This window comes from Deltaproteobacteria bacterium, from assembly GCA_016709225.1.
GTDB classification, from domain to species: domain Bacteria; phylum Myxococcota_A; class Polyangia; order Nannocystales; family Nannocystaceae; genus Xiheibacterium; species Xiheibacterium phototrophicum.
In genome coordinates this window covers 995,625-1,013,286 of sequence record JADJEE010000002.1, presented here as the reverse complement: position 1 = coordinate 1,013,286, position 17,662 = coordinate 995,625, and the positions used below count along the sequence as shown (strand labels likewise).

Sequence of the window (17,662 nt, the reverse complement as noted above, 5' to 3'; positions counted from 1 at the left end):
CGCCCCTCAGTAAATTCCGGCTCGGCAGTGTCTCATCCCTCGTTGGCACAGGGGGCCGAGATGGCCTGCGGCGATGGCGACCGCACCGTTCTCGTGCGCTCCCCGTTCTCCGCGAGCTACGTTGCGGAGTTCAAGGCGGCCGTACCTCCCGATCGGCGCCGCTGGATCGCCGCCTACCGAGCGTGGAGCATCAGCGAAGACTACGTGTCCATTGTCAAGCGACTCCTCGCGCGCCACTTCCCATCCGCCGAACATCCCGAGAACAGCGATGATGCGGCCGTCGACTGACATCTGCGGTAGATGCGGGCACCTCCACATCTGGGGTGCTTCGGGTGCTTCCGCGCCGGAGGCTTCCTCGGCTCCGCTGAGGATGAGTCGCGACTGAGAGGCCCGCGCGACCGGGCGTTGCATTGTGCTCGGCGTGGCCACCGACCGCGGTCGACCGCGCCCAAGCAATCGGCCGTGGGAGCACGCAGCCCCGTTCGCGATTGAGTGAACGTGTCGGCTCCCCGCAGGACACCCCCCATCCCCCCCAGGACACCCCCCACCCCCCGCAGGACACCCGCCCCCCAACCCCCCCGTCCTGCTCCCACCCCCCATCCCCCCGCTGCAACACCACCCCGCTCACGACCGACAGCGCCCATGCGGCCGACCGACTCGCCCGCAGAAAGCGACTCATCGTGACCACCTCCTCCTCCAACTCCAACGCGGCCAAGAACCTCGTCGCGAAGCTCGTCGCCGAGGCTTCCGCCCTCGACCCGCGGGCGTTCGCGATGCCGGTGCCGCTGCACGTGCTGCTCGGCGAGGCGGTGGATGTGGCGCGGTTCGTCGAGCACTACTGGAAGCGCGAGGCCGGCGGCAAGAACGGTGCGGTCGCGCGGCCGGGGCTCGAGGATGCGGGCAGCAAGCACCTGGCGCGCTCTATCGGCACGGAGATCCTGCAGCTGCAGGCGCTCGTGCAGCAGGCGCAGACGGCCTATCTGCTCGCGGTGCCGCCGCCCGATGATCAGGTGGTGCAGCGGGCGTCGTTCGTGGTCGACGAGCTGTCGGCGGCGCTCGAGTGGGTGTTCGACGACGGCGTCGACGACGAGCGCGCGGCCAAGCTGCAGGCGGTCGTCGATGCCCATCGCGACGAGCCCGACAGCGAGGATGCGCTCGCGAGCGAGCTGGCGGACTACGGCGCGCTGGCGGCGGAGTACGCCGACGAGCTGGGCGAGGTCGGCGGGTTCGACCACGATCTGATCGCCGAGGCGCCGAAGCTGGTCGCGGCGCTGCGCGAGCGCTCGGCTGGGCGCATCGCCGGTCATGCCGACGAGGGCGCGCGTCAGCTCGAGCGACGCAATCGCCTCACGATGTTGCTGATGGCGAAGATCTCGCGCGTGCGCGCTGCGGCGCGCTACGTCTTCCGCGAGCACGACGACATCGTGCGGCAGGTGACCAGCGCCTACGAACGCCGCCGCCGCAGCGCCGCCCGCCGCCGCGCCGCGGCCAACGCCGGATCGACACCGACCACGGCGACCGACACCACCACCACCGATCCTGCGGCGACCCCGAGCTGACCCGCACCCCCCGGTGCGACGCCGTGAACACGACGGCGCCGCGGTGCCCCTGCGGCGTCGTCGTCGTCTCGGCGGGGGTACGATCGCCCGATCCCCACATCGCCCGCTCCCGAGCCCACGCGATCCACCCGCCGACCCCAATCGACCGCTTCTCGACAGATGCAGCCCCCCGTGCAACCCGATCCCTTCCGGTCCACCGTCGGAGACATTCGCGCGTGCCTCGAGGCGCTCCGTGAGGCCGATCGCCTGCTCGACGCCGCCCCGCGAACGCAGCGCGCCGAACTCCGTCGCGTGCGTGAAGTCGAGCGCGCCCATGCGACCGGGCCGATGCGTCTGCGGGAAGAACACCTCCTTCGCCGGACCGTGCTCCGCACGCCAGTCGCGGAACCGTCGCTGCAGCGTGCGCAGCTGCCCCGCGTCGAACTTGCCGGGGTGTCGTCGCTGCAGCTCGGCGAAGACCGTCTTCGCCTCGAGCCCGCCGTCGAGATCCGCCTCGAGCAGCGGCACGACCTCCGTCGACCACACCTCCGCGAACGGATCCTCGCGCGTCCGCCAATCTCGATCGCGCTTCGTCTGCGACGGCAACGCGCCCGTCTCCCACGTCCGCGCGCTCCGCTCGCTCATGCCCGCCGCCGCTGCCGCTGCTGCCTGTGTCTTGCCTTCCATCCGCTTCCTCCTCAGCAAGCGGACCTGCGCGTCGGTGACCATCTCGACCCCGTTCTGGGGCCGATCCAGCATCATGCCGGGGCGCTTGCCCAGGCCACCTCCCGCGCCGTCCGCATCGCCGACGGACCGGCAAATCTAGTCGTCGTTGACCGGCAGAAGTAGTTGTCGCTGATCAACCGACAGTCAGCCCGTGCTACGCTGACAGCGTGGTAGGTGCACGAAGCGGCATGGCCGTATGGGTCGTGGTAGCCGCGCTCACGGGCTGCGGCGCCGCGGTGGACGTCCCGGTATGCACTGATCCACCACAGCTCGAGCTCACTCATCCCGATGGGCTCGAGGACGACCTCGTCGATGCGGCCGTGAAGCATGCGCAAGAACGGCTCGACGAGTTCATGAGTCCGCTGCATGGCTACGCGTTCCAGGGTCGGTTCCAGTCGACGTCGGGCGACGAGAACGTGTCCGTGACGGACGCACGCGCTTTGCTGCTCATAGAAGGTGACTGGGTGCGTCTGCATCTTTCGGACGTCGCCGAGCCCGAGGCACTCGTGCTCGACTACCACCCTCCCTGGGTTTCCGACCGCATCACGGCCAACTCCCAGCACGTCGTCTGTCCGGCGGAGCTACCGGTTCCCGAGCCCGCGGAGCCCTTCCTGCTGCCAGCGACGCTCTGCGAGGGGACGAACAACAGAGACGACACCGAGCTCTCGATCGACATCGTGCCCGTCGCTGCCGACGACATCGACTGGAACGACCTCCTCTTCCTCAACGACCTCCGAACGGGCGGGACCCCGTACAGCAGCGAGTTCGAGTCCTCCGGCCGCGCCCACACCGTCCTCGACCAGGCGTCGTACCGGTCCGGTGCCGGTGACATCCGCGTCTACGTCGACTACGAAGCCCGCTGGGAGATCGACCGGGACTGCCTCGCCAGCCACGCGATCGTCACGATCGACATCCTGCACGCCGAGCGATGCGACATCTCTGGCCACACCCACGGACGCTACGACTCGTACTGCGTCACCATCGCGACGATCGATGGTCGGCCCCAGTGGGCCTCCGGCTTCTGACGTCGGGGCGGGACGAGCTCACCCGAGCTCATCCCGCGGCGTCGGTCGGCATCGGTCGATACCCGTCGACACCGGTCGGTCCACACGAAATCCCGCGAATTCCCCGTCCCACGACCCCTGCGCGCCGGTTCGACGCCCGGCGCCTCCACTGAGAGAACGACGACCGTGGCGTCGTACGGGGATCCCGAGGTGAGCTCACGTCGGAATCGTGCGCTTCGGCCATCGGCGAGGTGGCGGGCCGTCCTTTCTTCCTCGGGTTGTCCAATCCGCGGGATCGAGGTCGGTACGATGGGGCGATGACTGCACTCGCCCTATCGATGCACGACCTCGACCCCAAGTCGCCCGTCGACAGGCCACGCAGGTACAGCAGCGGCAGCACCTCGGCCACCTTGGGCGCTCTCCGCATGTACGGCAGCAAGATCGAGCTCGAGAACCTCTGGCGATCGCCGGCTTCGTCGACGCCTTCTTCATGCTCGGCGCTCACGCGAGGCACAACTTCGGGCAATACCTCGCCGGGACTGCGAAAGTTGTTCTCTCCACACGGGGCACGAACGCACTCCGCTTGCTGCCACGCCGTCGCTGAGCTGAGCGCTCGGAGGATTCGGCGGCGGGCATCTGACCAGGGTCTTCCTGGAAAGGGTCAGCCGTCGACCGCTCTGCCGATCTTGAACTCGAACCCTTCTTCGATCTCGGCGTACCCGACCACGCGAACGCCGAGGGCGGCCAGCTCGGCCTCCCTTGGGTGGCGAGCATTCCGAACGGGATGCGGCCACACGATCCATCGCTCGCACGGCGCATGCAGTTCGACCCGTCGGCCGAGGATCACCGAATAGAGCTCACCGAAGAGGTCGGCGTGCTCGTCGACCAATGCGGCGTAGTCGGTGACCTGCTCGACCAGCCGCTTCATCTGCCGCGCAGGTTTCAGCTCGATGGCCGCGGGGAGGTCTCCGTGCAGGGCAAGGATGTCACAGACGATCTCGCCGTTCTCCACCGGCAGCGACAGCTCGTCGGTCACGAACAGCAGCGGCGCCTCTTGCTCGTCGAGCTGAAGGTCGCGGATGTGTCGGCGGTTGCGGCAGGCCCCCGCGAGTAGGAACGACTGTAGCCGCTTCTCCGGTGTCTCTCGCGTGTGGTCACAGGCGACGCAATGCTCCGCGTACTCGCGCTCGAAGTTCGCCGCCAACCCTACGATGTTCGTGATGGTGGACTTGCCACGCTGCGGCCGGTCCGGTCGCAGGCCAATGATCGAGATCGCGGTGGATGATGGCCGGAAGTGAACCTCGCCGAGGTGGGCGTCACGCACGTCGGCGAGATGTGCTTCGATCCTGCGTGCCCATTCGATGGTTCGCTGAAGGCGTTCCCGCTGCCGGTCATGCGTCGTCATCTCCAGTTCAGGTCGACCCAGGTGATGCGGGGCTCCAGAGGCACGCCGTCCCACGAGGGCGGTGCACCGATGTCGAGCACGAAGACCTCGCCGTCGAGCGCAGCCAGGATGGAGCGAACGTCCTTCTCCTTGTCGGGTGCAGTCGGATCTGTTGCGGACCAAGCTCGGCGCAGCGCATCGCTGCCGAGCCGAGCCCGTCACGGTCCACATCGTCGACCACCTGCGTCAATGCTCGTTCCACAGCCCCGCTTCCAGGCGAGCCTCCGCCTGCACCCGCAGCTCGCCAGCGTCGTTGCGGTAGACCTCGAAGTTGCCGATGTAGCGGAGGTCGTCGGGGAAGAGCTTCGCCTTGCGGTCCAGCAGGCTCTGGATGACGGCGGCACCCGCAGCCGGGCCTGGGATGCTGCTCAGCAGCCGTCGGGCCTCGTCCGCGTACTCGGATCCCTTGCCGACCTGCTCCATGACCTGGGCGTTCCAGATCGTCACGGCGATCATCAGCACGCTGCGAACCTGCTCCTCGGTGGGCTCGATGCCGGTGTCGTCGACGATGCCGTCGATCAGCGGCTGCGCAAACTCGACGAGGTGCAACGAGATCTTCCCCTGCTGCATCTGCTTGCGGGCGCCCGAGTGTCGCCCAGTGCGGTCGGTGAAGGAGCCCATCGCGGCGCTACTCCACGGCCTGGAGGTACTTCTTGCCCTCGAGCCTGTCCACCCATCGGGTCGCGGCCTCACCCCGGTTCACCGTCTCGACGAGCACCGTGCCGTCGCGGGAAATCTCGACGGTCGTCTTGATGCAACGACCGCGGACGTAGTCGGCGTGCCAGTGCAGGCGACCACGCACGAACTGCAGCCCGCGAAGCATGTCGGCCGCGCTCCACTGGTCGTCGTCCTCGAACCACCTGCCCGAGACGCCGCGGGGGCGACCGTCGTGGAAGCTGAGCACGCCGATCGTGTAGATGAGGCCGAACGAGAACGTCTCCACATCGTCTTCGGGCATCCGCAAGACGATCCGGACGTGGCTGTCCTCGTCGCCGACCGTGGGTTCGACCTTGGTCTCGACGACCTCGAACTCGACTGCGGTGCCGGTCCGGATCAGGTCGTGTTCGATGGGCTCGTCGTCGTGGGTCACGGACGCGAGGTTACCGCTGCCCGTTGAATGGTGTACGTGCGGTGCGATCTCCACGGCCGCTGGGCCGGCCCGCGCAAGAACTCTGGGATTCAGCGCCCTTGGGCGTGCATCCGTCAGGGCCGATGCCAGGGGGCCGCGCTTCGTCGACGTGCTTGCCGATCCCTTCTTGCTCATGCCGCCGTCGACACCATGGCGGCGTCCGGCGCTGCGGCAACCGAGAACGTCGCACGCGCACGTGTGGTTGGGCGCGGTCGCCCGGCATCACGCGCGAAACGGCGTCGCCGCACGACGCCTACCTCGGACCGCCCCACGCAAGGGCGAACGCGGGGCTCGACATCCAGCGCGCGTGCGGCCGTCCACGGCCCCGCTTCTCGTCGCGCAGCACGTGATCGCCCGATCAGCCGCCGAGCTGGATCGTGTACTCCGCCTGCTCGATGCTCCCACAGCCGGCACCGTGGGGCTCGACGGCTCCGTAGGCGATCGGCTCGGCCGTGAGCGTGCCGAGCTCCACGCCGGCGCGCAGGACCCGGAGGCGCAGCGCGTTCGGCTTGCCCTTGGTCTGCAGCTGGCCGATGCCGCCGTCGGTGCGCAGGCCGTAGACCTCGAGCGAGGGGCAATCGAGCTGCGCGCGCGTCGTGGGGCCCACGACCCGATCGCCGTCGGTCTTGCTGGGCGCGACGTCGGAGACGACGAGTGCGCAGCTCTCGGCCCTGCCGTCGATGGTGAGCTCGAGGTCGAGCGTGGTGTCGCGGGTGATCGCGGGCTGCAGCTCGATGAGCACCCGTGGCGGCGGCAGGACCATGCTGGGACAGGAGGGCGCGACCGAGCCCTGCGCCTGGACGGCCGTGGGCGATGGCGACGGTGCGGCGTCGCCGGAGCTCGCGGTGCAGCCGTGCAGGGCACCGAGGAGCGAGGCGGCCACGAGGAGGCGGCGGGCGAGGTTGCGAGCGGGTATGCGGCGACGTGGCATCGTCGAACCATTTCGTAGCGCGGTCGACGATGCCGTCAATGTCACGGCGCGATCACCCGACGCGCGCGGCCGGGCCGCGGGCCTCGATCAGTACGAGCACCCCGAGGCGGCGTTGGCCTTCTTGCGGCAGGCGTCGACGTCTCCCTGCACCTGCGACGGGAGCTTGTAGCAGCCGAGCAGTGCGGAGAGGGCCCCGCGGGCGCCCTTGTCACCGCCACCGGCGGTCCAGTACTTCGCGTGCACGTTCGCGACGCACTTGACGGCGGCGCCGAACAGCGGGAGGCCGCACTTGTCGAACTCCTTGGCGTACTTGCTGGGATCGCAGGCCGCAGGCGCGGTCTTGCCGGCGTGCGCGAGGTCGGCGGCCACGGTGACGTGGCAGGTGCCGCGGACCTCGCGGCTGATCATCTCGTAGCCGCCTGCGCCGTCGGAGAACGAGACGACGTAGCCGCCGGCAGGCAGCGCGGCAAAGGTGACGAGGCCCGAGGCATTGCTGGTGCCGGTGCGATCGACGACGCCGGTCAAGGTGACGGTGTGACCGGCGACGGCCTTGCCGCCCCGGCGAACGGTGACGACGATGTCGCCGGTGCCCTTGGCGTCCTCGCAGCCCTGCTTGGTGCGCGGCTGCTTGGGCGGCAGATTCGCGGCGTAGCCCCGGGGCTCGACCTCGCCGACGTTGCAGAACCAAAACGCGTCGGCGATCGCGTCGTCGACGACCGCGGGGGTCTTGGCGATGCCCTCGCGCATGACGATGATGGGCGGCTTGCCAGCGGGTTGGTCGTAGCAGACCGAGGAGAGCCCCTGCGGAATCATCGTCCAGTAGTTGCCACCGGCCGCGCGGGCGCGCAGCGCGGGGACCTGCTGATTGGCGATGTAGATGCCGCCGATGCGGCCGTCCTTCACGGCACTCGAGATCTGCGAGGCGGTGAACTGCTCGAACACGTTGCCGCCGAACATTCGCATCAACGAGTACTGGGCGCTGACGTCGATGCGTGCGTCGATGATGTCGGTGGTCTTCCACGGCTCGGGCTCCTGTGCAGGGGCCTGCAGCGGGCGGAGCTGCTGCACGGCCTTCTTGTCGAGCTCGAGCGTCGGCGCAGCGACTGCGACGCTCGAGGTGAGGAGGCAGGCGGCAGCGAGCGCGCCGGCGCGGGCGAGGCGAAGGGGGCGGTGGATGGCGGTCATGCCGAGCAGTGGGCCCGTGCCGGCAGTTGTGACCGCGCCGGCGCGTCGATCGCAGGGATTCGTCGTCGCCCGCGCTGGGGGACGCCAAGGCGCCCCGCCGTGCCGTGCTCGCTTCGGCTGTCCATTCGGCCACGCGGGGCCGGTGCAGATTCCCGTGATCGAAATCGCCACCGCCCAGTCTTGGGCAGGCGATGTCGAAGCCGTTTCCGCGATCTTCTCTGCGCCGCTCGCTCCTCCCCGCGCTCACCCTGGCCGCGCTTGCCGCCGCGTGCACGGCCGAGGACGACTTCGAGGGCGTGCTGGCGCCCGAGGACGAGGAGGCGTTCCGGGTCCACTTCGACGCCATGAGCAACAACTTCGAGTACGTGCAGGACGATGGGGTCGGCGCGCGCGCGACGGCCTACCTCGAGCTGCCGATCAAGAACGCCAACGGCACGCCGGCGGCGCCCGTGGGTGGATTTGCGGTGCGTGGGACGTGCGGTGTGACGTTCATCTCGCCGCACTACGCGATCACGGCGGCGCACTGCGTGGCGGCGCCGCACATCGCCAACAACACCCAGCCGATCACGGTGAGCCACCTCGACATCAGCGACATCAGCTACTGGTCGCTGGCGTTCTCGTCGACCTTCGACGGCAACTTCCCCAACTTCGAGCCGCTCACGCAGGCCGCGCAGGACCTGGCGGGGTACCAGAAGACGTCGATGCAGTGCACGGTCTCGGCGCGCTGCGGATCGTCGAACAACATCAACTGCGCGATCAATGCCGACGTCGCGATGCTCTACTGCCCGACGCGGCCGAGCAACGCGCAGTGGATCCCCATCGCGGCCGACGATCCCGTGGCCGGCACCGGCGCGGTCGAGATGTACTGGTATCACGAGGTGCTGTTCATCCCCAGTGACCTCGCGGATGTGGTGTATCCGCAGGACCTCGATCGCTGGGATCACTACACGATGTACAACCCGTCGGTGCCGAACGAGGTCGAATCGAAGCGCAACAACTTCCACTACCTCGCGTCGCCGATGAACTCGATCCTGCCGCTGCACTCGGTGCCGTGGTCGGGCGGTACGCAGCGGCGACGCATCGGCGCCGGCAACACCGATCTGTTCGGCTGCCACGGCAGCTCCGGCTCGGGGATCCTGCAGCGCAACGCGCAGAACAACCTCGAGCTACTCGGGCCCGCGCTCGGCGGGCCCGGCTGGGCGAACTCTCGCCTGTGCCGCGACCCCGAGGAGTACGCGCCGGGCACGACGGGGCTGACCTACACGCCGAATGCGTCGGTGCGGCAGCTGCAGACCGCGTACCAGTGGTCGCTGTACTTCGATCGCAATCCCATCGTCTGGCAGCCGTGGACGCCGATCGGGCCGGGGCTCGACCCGACGCCGTGAACCCGGGCGCGTGCTATTCGGGGTTGGCGAGGGTGCTGTCGAGCTGCACGTAGCAGGCCTCCATGCCCTCGTCCATGCCCGAGCCGAGCGCGCCGTCGCGGGCTTCCTTCGACTCGTAGCGCTGCGTGATCCGCATGTGCGTGACGTCGCCGTCGGCGGTGAACTCGTGGGTCTCGATGAGCGAGCCGATGACCTGACCCGAGGCGAGCGCCATCAGCTCGGTGTGGACCGCACGCTCGTGGAGCACGACCTCGGTGAAGACGCCCTGGAGCGTCATCACGGGGTCGTGCTCGCCGTCGGTCCACGCGAGGCTGAGCTTGCCGCCCTCGCGGGGGTCGCACTCGATGCGGCTCAGCGTCAGCCCCGGCGGCGGCAACATCCAGCGACGCATCTTGTCGGGGGTGAACATCGCGGCCCACACCAGCCGACGCGGGGCGTCGAAGCTGCGGGTGAGCACGAGGGTGGTGTCGTCGGGCGTGGCGATCTGCAAGGGTCGGTGTTGCACGGGATGATCCTGGGCGAGGGTTGCGAACGGAGAGAACGAGTCAGCGTCGACGACGACGACCGGCGTCCTCCAGCTTCATGTCGTCGAGCACGGCATCGAGCGCCTCGAAGCGCGCCTCCCAGTGCTCGCGGAACTGCTCGGTCCAGCGCGTGACGGCCGCCAGCGGCGCGGCGCGCAGGCGACACAGGTGCTGCCGGCCGTCGACGCGGCGACGGACGAGCATCGCGCGCTCGAGCACGCGCACGTGCTTGGTCGCAGCCGGGAACGTCATCCGCAGCGGTGAGGCGAGCTCGCTGAGGTTGCGCTCGCCGCCGGAGAGCTGCCGCAGGATCGCGCGACGGGCCGGGTGCGCCAGCGCGTGGAACACCAGGTCGAGCCGGGCGGAGCGATCCGAAACCATGCGGTTTACTATACCGAATGGTTTCAGATGGTCAACGCCCCATGGCAACGTGGGCCCGACGATCGCGGCGGCCGCGGTTCCTTGCGGGTTGCGAGCGGCCTACAGCTCGATGTCGTCGACGCGCTTCGCCGCGCCGAGCTCGAGCGAGTACACCTTGCCCGCGTCGATCAGCACGAACAGCATCGCATCGGCCTGCAGCGGCACCCAGTACTCGTCGGGAAGCTGCCGCGGCATCGGGCGGAAGGCCTTGGGGTAGGCGCGTTGGAACGCGCGCAGCGGCGACCCGATCGCGACGCCCTTCGAGGTGCCCTCGGTACCGTCGAAGGCGATCGCGATGGCGGCGGCCCGCTGCACCCCGTCGACGGTCTTGGACCGCACCTCGACGGTGATCGAGCCGTCGCGCAGCTGTTGGCTGTAGTAGCTGGTCGGTCCGGGCGTGCTGCTGTCCGGCGTGACCTGGCGAGGCTCGCCGTCGATCGCGAGCCCGGGTCGGACCTCCCGCAGCTGCGCGACGGTCATGCCCAGCCCGAGCCCCGCGAGCGTCTCGTCGAACGCAAGCGGCGGTGCGGGCTCGGGGTCCGCGGACGACGGCGTGGCGGCGGCCGGCGACGGCGTGGCGGCGGCCGGCGCTGCCGGGGGCACCGGAGTCTTCGACGTGGGCGCGGGCGCCGGTGCGGGTGTCGGCCTCGCGTCGTCGTCGGCCGCGCGGGTCGCCGTCGCGGGGCTCGTCGGGGGCGACGCGTCGCGCGAAGAGGCCGCCGTCGCGGGTGGCGTGTCGCTCGCGTCGCAGGCGGTCGAGAGGAGCGCGCAGACGATGAGGACGCGATCGAGCATGCCCCAAGCGTACGCCCCGAGCGCGGGTGGCATTCGATCGGCCGGCGCGCACGCTCACGCGGCGGCGAGGGCCTGGTGCGGCGCGACCGGCAAATGCACCGGCCGCAGCGCCGCCCACGTAGTCACGCGCCGCGGCGTCAGGACGCGGAGGCGCGCTGCAGCGGCGGTCGGGTGGCCGCGAGGTACGTGATGCGGATCGAGTGCGCGCCGCCGATCTCCTGCAGCTGCGCGTCGCGGCTGCCCGCGCGCGGGGCCGACAGCGCGATGATGAAGTCGTTGAAGACGTCGAAGCCCAGTGGCCCGCCGCAGACCTCGAGGCAGCCGATCGAGGCGTAGACGTCGTCGCGCGAGAGCGGGTTGTCGGGGCCGTCGTGGATGAGGAAGTTGCCGGTCACCTGCCACGCGCCGCGCTCGGGCGAGTCGGCGCTGTGCACGGTGTAGGTCGAGATCCACGACTTGATGACGTGGGTCTGCTGCTGCGCGAGGCCGACCATCGCCGGTCGGCCGTTCTTGGGGCAGTGCACGCCGAAGCGGAACACCTCGAAGTCGCGCTTGGCGTGCTCGCCCGACGGTAGCGTGCCCTCGACGGTGAGCGCGTAGGTCGGCATCACGAACAGGCCTTCGGCCTCGCCGTACGGATAGGCCCAGGTGTACGCGCGTCCGATGGGACGATTGCCGACGAGCATGGTGACTGGACGCATGGGACCCCGGGCGTACTACGTCGCAGCGCTCGGAACCGATCAGGTTTTCTCGCGGCGTGGCCGTTGGAACTCGCGCGCGACCTGGTGCGAATCCACGGGCAGAGCCGTCGCGATGCGCGCGCGCCTGCGATAGCGTCCTGGGTGATGCAGCGACGCGCCGATCGAGCCGGAGACCCCGCCACCCTCGAGCCCTCGGCGCTCACGCAGCTCGGGCTCGCGACCTGTCGCGCGGCGCGGCTGCGCGGCGACGCCGACATCGTGGCGCAGATCGAGGCCGTGCCGTCGCCGAGCCTCGCGCGACGATGGCAGCACATTGCCGAGGGCTTCGCGGGCCACGGCCTGTGGCCGTTGGTGTTCGAGATGCTGCGCCGCACCGAGGACCGGCCGTGGTTCGCCGGCGAGATCGGCTTCGACGCCGGGACCGATCCCGCCGACCACGACGCCGCCGCGGTGCTGTCCGCATGGTGGGCTGCGATGGTGCCGAGCCAGGGCGAGTCCGACGATGCGTTGGCCGTGCTCGCGCCGTTCGATCGCCGCTTCCCAGGGCTCGCGCCCGCCACCGCGCAGGCCCCCGACGATGCCGCGTTCGTGCTGAGCGTCGGTGCTGCCCAGGGGCGGCTTGGCGTGGTCGGCGTGACGCGCCCGGCCGACGCGGTCGCGGTGCTGCAGTGGACCGGCCCGACCAATCACTACAGCGACATGGGCCAACTCGCGGCGGTGCTGCGCACGTGGGAGGACCGCTTCGGCGCGTACGTGGTCGGCATCGGCTTCGACACCCTGCAGCTGGCGGTCACGCGACCGCCCACGAACTTCGAGCACGCGTGCCGCATTGCCGCCGAGCACATGGCGGTGTGCTCCGACTGCGTCTACCAGGGCGAGGGCAGCATCGAGGCCTTGGCCGAGACACTGGTGGGCGCGACCTCGTGGTCGTTCTGGTGGGACTAGTACCTAGCGCGCTGCCGCCAGACGCGGCGCGGCTGTCCGTCGCCGCTCGATCGCGAGGCGGCGCCTCGCCCATGCGATCGCGAGCAGCTGGGTCGCGAGGCCGAGCAAGAGGTACACCACCTGCAACCAGCTGAAGCTCTGGATCAGCAGGTACTCCACGGCGATCCACACCGCGGTCGCACCACCGGCGACGAATGCCGTGGTCGACGCGAGGCGATGGCGCGCCGCGACCAGCCACGCGGCCGCGGCGTTGCCGAGCCCGACCACCCCGAGCAGCAGCACGCCCGGCACGACAAACGTGCGAAACGGCGAGTGGGCGAGCAGCGCGGGCGTCAGGCCCTGGGCGCCGCCGTGCGGGTGCAGCAGCAGCTGCAGTCCGCCGATCATCGCGGTGACGGCGACGAACCACGCCACCGCCTGCAGGGCGGTACGCAGCGTGCGATCGCGGACCAGCGGCGCGTGGCCCGAGGTCACGGGCGCCCGCGCGAGCGCGTCGGCGATCCGCCGCGCCCACGCGTCGACCGCCTGCATGTCGCGGAAGTCACCGGACTTGCCGCCCTCGGCCATCGCGTGCGCGATGAGGCCGTGGGCGTCGCGCGCGAGCCGGCCACCGAACGTCGCGTGGCCGCGGGCGTCGAGTCGTCGCTGGATGCGTGCGACCGCTGGGGTCGGCGGTAGCTCGCGCTGGCTGGCCGAGTCGTCGAGCGGCCCGCTCGAGAACAGCCACACCGGCAGCTGCAGCAGGGCGTCGATGTGTCGTCGCGCGAAGCGACGCGCGGCGCGGTGCCAGAGCCCCGCATACAACGCGCCGCCGATCACCACCGCGTCGAAGTCCGCCAGCTCGACGGCGGTGGCCGCCGAGCGCAGCTCGACCGCATGGCCGCACGACGTCAGCGTCGTCGCGACCTGACGGGCCAGCCCCTCGGTGCCGCCCCGCTTGCTCCCGTAGACCACGAGCACCCGCATCGACGGGAAGACTGCCGTCGCCCCGCGCGGGGGGCCAACGCAAAGTCCGCGACGGCGATGTCGTCGCAGGATCTGCGCGCCCGCGATCAGCCCCGATCGGACATCAGCAGGCAGAGGCTCTGGTCGGAGCCCATCGGCGCCACGAGGTCGGGTACGCAGTCCTCGTTGAAGTCGCCGGCCACCATCGAGAACACCGGCATCGGGCAGGCGAAGGCCACGGGATCGGAGAACGTGGTGTCGCCGTTGGAGAAGCGGATCTCGATCGCGTTGCCGTCGCGGGTCAGCAGGTCGTCGTCGCCGTCGTCATCGATGTCGGCCACACGCACCCGCGTGAGTGCATCGTCGATGACCGTGCCTGGCGTGGTCGAGATGCCACCCGCGGCCTCACCGTAGAAGATGCGCAGATCGTCGGAGGTCGTCAGCACCAGATCGAGCAGCTCGTCGTCGTCGAGCAGGCCCACGTCCGCGCCCGAGATCGCCGAGCCCGTCACGATGGTCGGCAGCGCGGTGAACGTGCCGTCGCCGACCCCGCCGTAGACCAGCAGCTCGGTCGAGCCGTAGTCGGCGGTGACGACGTCGGGCACGCCGTCGCCGGTGACGTCGGCGGCCCGCACGGCGCTGCCGGTGTTGGTGCCGTAGTGCGACGCGGTGCCGAAGGTCTCGGTGGGCTGGCCCAGGCGGATCTCGAGGTCGGAGGCGCCGACGTAGGCGAGATCGCGGACGTCGTCGCCGTTCAGATCGGCGATGTCGATCGCGCGCACGTAGGTGAAGTCGAACACCTGCGGGGTGGGCCAATTGCCGGCCCCGTCGCCGCGCACGACCCATAGCTCGACCGGGCCCTCCATGTGCACGAACAGATCCAGGGTGTCGTCGGCGATCGCCGCCAGCCGCACGGTGTCGGGGAAGCCGTTCATCTGCAGCGGCGTGATGCCGTCGCTGGCGATGACGCCGGTGCCGTCGCCGAAGAAGGTCTCGACCGCACCGCCGGCCCGCGAGAGCACCACGAGGTCGAGGTGGCCGTCGCCGTCGATGTCGCCGACGTCGACATCGTTGGCGTCGTGCCCCGCCAGCAGCATGTTGACCTGGTAAGGCGCATCGCCCACCGTGGGCGCGCCGCCGGGGCAATCGGAGACCTCGCCGCCGCTCGACGACGAGTCGCTCGCGGTGTCGGTCGAGTCGCCCATCGTCATGCTGGACATGGTTGCGCTCGAGTCGTCGACCGTGCCCGTGGCGCTCGCGGTCGTGGTGCTCGCGGTCGTGGTGGCGGTGGTGGACGCCGTGGTCGCGGTGCCGCTCGACGTGCTGCCGCTGCCGTCGGTGCCACCGCTCTGCTCGGTGTGCGAGGGGTCGAAGCAGCCGCCGCAGGCCAGGGCCCCGAGCCAGAGCGCCGCCCTTCGCACCGTGCGAGCGGCATCGCGGCGGTGCTGGAGGAACGACGGTGTCGAGGGGCTGGGGGCAGCGCAAGTCATGGAGAACATCGTACCCCAGCATCGGATCGCCGCCACCCCTGGGGCGTCGCCCACCGCGGCGTACCGCCCGACGCCGACGGTGCGTCGCATCGGCCGCGGGCGAGCGGCGCCGTCGGCCCGGACATGCTACCCCTCGATGACGCCATGGCGACGCAGCGATCACGACTCGGGCGGGTGTTCTCCCTCGGCATCGCGGCGGCGCTGATCGGCCACGGCGCGCCGGCGCAGGCGTGCGTGTGGGACGGGAGCATGGAGCTCGAGATGGCGACCGATGCGCTCGAGCGCGGCGACTACGTCGACGCGGTCGACACCGCCATGAACGACGACTACGTCACCGCGGCGCTGCCGGCCTCGCGACTCGAGGACATCGCGTTCAGCCTGCAGAAGGTCGCGGCGCTGGCGGTGGTGCGCAGCCACGGCCGCGTGTTCGCGGTGCGTCCGCGCAAGATGACGATCGCGGAGCGCGTGGGCATGAACCTCGCCTGGGCTCAGCTGGTGCTCACCTATCGCGTCGCGATGGGCTACGACGATCCGCGCGACCGGCTCGCGCTCGCCGAGGCGCTGGCCGCCGATCCCTACCAGCGCGGGCGAGCGCGGGAGATCCTGCGCGCGCTCGCCGACGCCGATGTCATGCCCGACCGTCGCGGTACCGAGCTGCTGCGTCGGCTGGACGGCGCGTTGGCAGCGGCGGCGCCGGCCGGCGAGCCCGCCGGTCGCGGCCTGGTCCCGTCGCACGCGCCATGACGCGCTGCCAGATCTGCGCCGATGAGGCTCGTGCGAGGCTCACCCGTTCCGAGCGCGCATTTGCTAGCGTCCACACATGGCTCCGATCCAGCGCCTGCTCTCCCCCGTGGTCGCGTCCCTGCTGCTCTCGGCATGCGGTGAGACCGGTGACGCGCAGCCCAGCGGCACCACCGGTGATGACGGCGCGACCCCATCGACCTCCGCGGCCGACTCCACCGGGGCGGTCGACGGCACCGGGGCCGAGGGCAGCACCACCGGTGCGCCGACGCCCGCGATGATCCCCGCCCGGGGCATCCACATCGACTGGGTCGAGGCCAACCAGGGCGTGGGCGTGCCGATCGGACAGGACGGCGCGTGGGTCGGGCCGGCCGACCGACTCGCGCGACTGCTGAAGAACCGCGTGACGTTGATCCGCGCGTTCTGGACGCTCGAGCCCGACTTCGAGCCGCGCGAGATCGAGGCGCACCTGCTGCTCTCGTGGCCCGACGGCACCACCGAGCGCATCGTGCAGACCAAGCTGGTCGACGGCGACGCCTTCATCGGTGATCTCGCGCGGGTGTTCTTCTGGGGCATCGAGGCCGAGCGCGCGGTACCGGGGCTGAGCTACGCCATCGAGCTGTACGAACACGATCCCGCCTATGCCGAGGGCGCGCCCGAGAGCCCGCCCTACTTCCCGGAGGTCGAAGGCGCGCCGGTGTTGGTGGGCATCGAAGACAGCTACCAGCTGATCAAGGTCACGCTGGTGCCGTTCAACTACGACGATGGTGGCAGCTGCGTCACCGAGCCCGACACCTCGGAGACGACGATGCAGCTGTTCCAGGATCTCATCTTCATGATGAATCCCATCGATCGCCTCGAGTTCACGCTGCACGAGCCGGTCGACTGGAACACCCCGCTGTCGAACTTCGGACAGCTCAATTCGTACCTCAGCGACCTTCGATTCGAGGAGAACGCGCCGCCCGAGATGTACTACTACGGGCTCGTCGACGTGTGCTCCGGCGGACTCGGCGACGCGGGCGGGCAGGCATTCGGCATCCCCTCCGATCCGACGATGGACCTCGCGTACCAGCGGGTCTCGTCGGGGTTGTCGCTCGACCCCGACTGGTCGGCGGAGACCTTCGTGCACGAGGTCGGCCACACGCAGGGCCGGTACCACGTGTACTGCAACGGCGAAGAGGGCGGACCCGACCCGAGCTACCCCAACGAGGGCGGGGTGGTCGGCGAGTGGGGCTTCGGCGTGGTGGATTTCGATCTGCGCCACCCGACGGTGAACAAGGACTACATGACGTACTGCCACCCGGTGTGGGTCGGCACCTGGGGTTGGAACAAGGTGCAGCCGTTCGTCGAGACGCTGTCGACCTGGGATTCCGGCTATCCCGGCGGCGGTGCGCCGGCGGGCGATGATCCGTACTCGGGGTCGCTGCTGGTCGGTACGATCGGCGCGCACGGCAGCGAGGACTGGATCACGGTGCCCGGCGGGCTCGGGCGCGCGGTGCCCGGCGAGCTCGCGATCGATCTCGCCTACCACGACGGCCGCAGCGTGCGGATGCCCGCGCTCGTCCGCACGCTGCCCGACAGCCTCGATCGACAGATCGTCATGCCGTTGCCGCAGGACTTCGCGGGCGTCACGGCGCTGCACCGCGTCGAGGAAGGCCAGCGCCTGCCGATCGATCGCGCGGCGATCCGCGAGCGGCACCAGCTGCGTGCGGTCCGGCGCGACGCGCCCTGACGCGCGTCCGGGCTGCAGTATGCTGCG

19 protein-coding genes are annotated in these 17,662 nt (G+C 70.2%); 8 read left to right on the top strand and 11 right to left on the bottom strand.

The window, feature by feature from the left end:
• The first annotated feature begins 60 nt into the window (after nucleotides 1–60).
• From IPH07_18420 to IPH07_18405, 4 genes are all read left to right on the top strand, one after another.
• Nucleotides 61–288, top strand: coding sequence for a hypothetical protein (locus tag IPH07_18420; protein ID MBK6919377.1), 228 nt, complete (start codon nucleotides 61–63; stop codon nucleotides 286–288).
• A 392-nt stretch (nucleotides 289–680) separates the two neighbouring features.
• Nucleotides 681–1,559 carry a hypothetical protein gene (locus IPH07_18415; protein ID MBK6919376.1) on the top strand — a complete coding sequence of 293 codons (879 nt, stop codon included), beginning with the start codon at nucleotides 681–683 and terminating at the stop codon, nucleotides 1,557–1,559.
• A 171-nt stretch (nucleotides 1,560–1,730) separates the two neighbouring features.
• Nucleotides 1,731–2,387, top strand: coding sequence for a hypothetical protein (locus IPH07_18410; protein ID MBK6919375.1), 657 nt, complete (start codon nucleotides 1,731–1,733; stop codon nucleotides 2,385–2,387).
• 65 nt (nucleotides 2,388–2,452) lie between these two features.
• Nucleotides 2,453–3,289 carry a hypothetical protein gene (locus tag IPH07_18405; protein MBK6919374.1) on the top strand — a complete coding sequence of 279 codons (837 nt, stop codon included), beginning with the start codon at nucleotides 2,453–2,455 and terminating at the stop codon, nucleotides 3,287–3,289.
• 640 nt (nucleotides 3,290–3,929) lie between these two features.
• On the opposite strand, the gene IPH07_18400 is transcribed toward IPH07_18405, so the two are convergent.
• From IPH07_18400 to IPH07_18380, 5 genes are all read right to left on the bottom strand, one after another.
• Nucleotides 3,930–4,673 (bottom strand): hypothetical protein, encoded by a 744-nt coding sequence (locus IPH07_18400; GenBank protein ID MBK6919373.1) that lies wholly within the window; start codon nucleotides 4,671–4,673, stop codon nucleotides 3,930–3,932.
• A gap of 225 nt (nucleotides 4,674–4,898) precedes the next feature.
• On the bottom strand, nucleotides 4,899–5,333 hold the full coding sequence (locus IPH07_18395; protein MBK6919372.1) for a hypothetical protein: 435 nt from the start codon (nucleotides 5,331–5,333) through the stop codon (nucleotides 4,899–4,901).
• Between the two features lie 7 nt (nucleotides 5,334–5,340).
• Nucleotides 5,341–5,976: a hypothetical protein gene (locus IPH07_18390; protein MBK6919371.1), complete on the bottom strand. Its 636-nt coding sequence runs from the start codon at nucleotides 5,974–5,976 to the stop codon at nucleotides 5,341–5,343.
• Nucleotides 5,977–6,199: 223 nt separating this feature from the next.
• Nucleotides 6,200–6,724 carry a hypothetical protein gene (locus tag IPH07_18385; GenBank protein MBK6919370.1) on the bottom strand — a complete coding sequence of 175 codons (525 nt, stop codon included), beginning with the start codon at nucleotides 6,722–6,724 and terminating at the stop codon, nucleotides 6,200–6,202.
• 135 nt (nucleotides 6,725–6,859) lie between these two features.
• Nucleotides 6,860–7,957 (bottom strand): carboxypeptidase regulatory-like domain-containing protein, encoded by a 1,098-nt coding sequence (locus IPH07_18380; protein MBK6919369.1) that lies wholly within the window; start codon nucleotides 7,955–7,957, stop codon nucleotides 6,860–6,862.
• A gap of 191 nt (nucleotides 7,958–8,148) precedes the next feature.
• On the opposite strand from IPH07_18380, the gene IPH07_18375 reads away from it, so the two are divergent.
• Nucleotides 8,149–9,342, top strand: coding sequence for a hypothetical protein (locus tag IPH07_18375; protein ID MBK6919368.1), 1,194 nt, complete (start codon nucleotides 8,149–8,151; stop codon nucleotides 9,340–9,342).
• Nucleotides 9,343–9,355: 13 nt separating this feature from the next.
• Here IPH07_18375 and IPH07_18370 read toward each other — a convergent pair whose 3' ends face one another.
• The 4 genes from IPH07_18370 to IPH07_18355 form a co-directional block, all read right to left on the bottom strand.
• Nucleotides 9,356–9,847 carry an SRPBCC domain-containing protein gene (locus tag IPH07_18370; protein MBK6919367.1) on the bottom strand — a complete coding sequence of 164 codons (492 nt, stop codon included), beginning with the start codon at nucleotides 9,845–9,847 and terminating at the stop codon, nucleotides 9,356–9,358.
• Between the two features lie 40 nt (nucleotides 9,848–9,887).
• Nucleotides 9,888–10,247, bottom strand: coding sequence for a winged helix-turn-helix transcriptional regulator (locus IPH07_18365; GenBank protein MBK6919366.1), 360 nt, complete (start codon nucleotides 10,245–10,247; stop codon nucleotides 9,888–9,890).
• A gap of 99 nt (nucleotides 10,248–10,346) precedes the next feature.
• On the bottom strand, nucleotides 10,347–11,081 hold the full coding sequence (locus tag IPH07_18360; protein MBK6919365.1) for a hypothetical protein: 735 nt from the start codon (nucleotides 11,079–11,081) through the stop codon (nucleotides 10,347–10,349).
• A 137-nt stretch (nucleotides 11,082–11,218) separates the two neighbouring features.
• A complete protein-coding gene (locus IPH07_18355; GenBank protein MBK6919364.1) occupies nucleotides 11,219–11,782 on the bottom strand; it encodes a hypothetical protein in 564 nt (187 codons plus the stop codon).
• A 144-nt stretch (nucleotides 11,783–11,926) separates the two neighbouring features.
• Between IPH07_18355 and IPH07_18350 the strand changes: the two genes are divergently transcribed.
• Nucleotides 11,927–12,727: a DUF4253 domain-containing protein gene (locus tag IPH07_18350; GenBank protein ID MBK6919363.1), complete on the top strand. Its 801-nt coding sequence runs from the start codon at nucleotides 11,927–11,929 to the stop codon at nucleotides 12,725–12,727.
• Between the two features lie 3 nt (nucleotides 12,728–12,730).
• Here IPH07_18350 and IPH07_18345 read toward each other — a convergent pair whose 3' ends face one another.
• Both IPH07_18345 and IPH07_18340 read right to left on the bottom strand, forming a co-directional pair.
• A complete protein-coding gene (locus tag IPH07_18345) occupies nucleotides 12,731–13,693 on the bottom strand; it encodes a hypothetical protein (protein MBK6919362.1) in 963 nt (320 codons plus the stop codon).
• 86 nt (nucleotides 13,694–13,779) lie between these two features.
• Nucleotides 13,780–15,162, bottom strand: coding sequence for a VCBS repeat-containing protein (locus tag IPH07_18340; protein ID MBK6919361.1), 1,383 nt, complete (start codon nucleotides 15,160–15,162; stop codon nucleotides 13,780–13,782).
• 144 nt (nucleotides 15,163–15,306) lie between these two features.
• Here IPH07_18340 and IPH07_18335 point away from each other — a divergent pair, with 144 nt between their 5' ends.
• Both IPH07_18335 and IPH07_18330 read left to right on the top strand, forming a co-directional pair.
• Nucleotides 15,307–15,906, top strand: a complete 600-nt coding sequence (locus IPH07_18335; protein ID MBK6919360.1) for a hypothetical protein — start codon at nucleotides 15,307–15,309, stop codon at nucleotides 15,904–15,906.
• 76 nt (nucleotides 15,907–15,982) lie between these two features.
• Nucleotides 15,983–17,635, top strand: coding sequence for a hypothetical protein (locus IPH07_18330; GenBank protein ID MBK6919359.1), 1,653 nt, complete (start codon nucleotides 15,983–15,985; stop codon nucleotides 17,633–17,635).
• Nucleotides 17,636–17,662 lie beyond the last annotated feature (27 nt).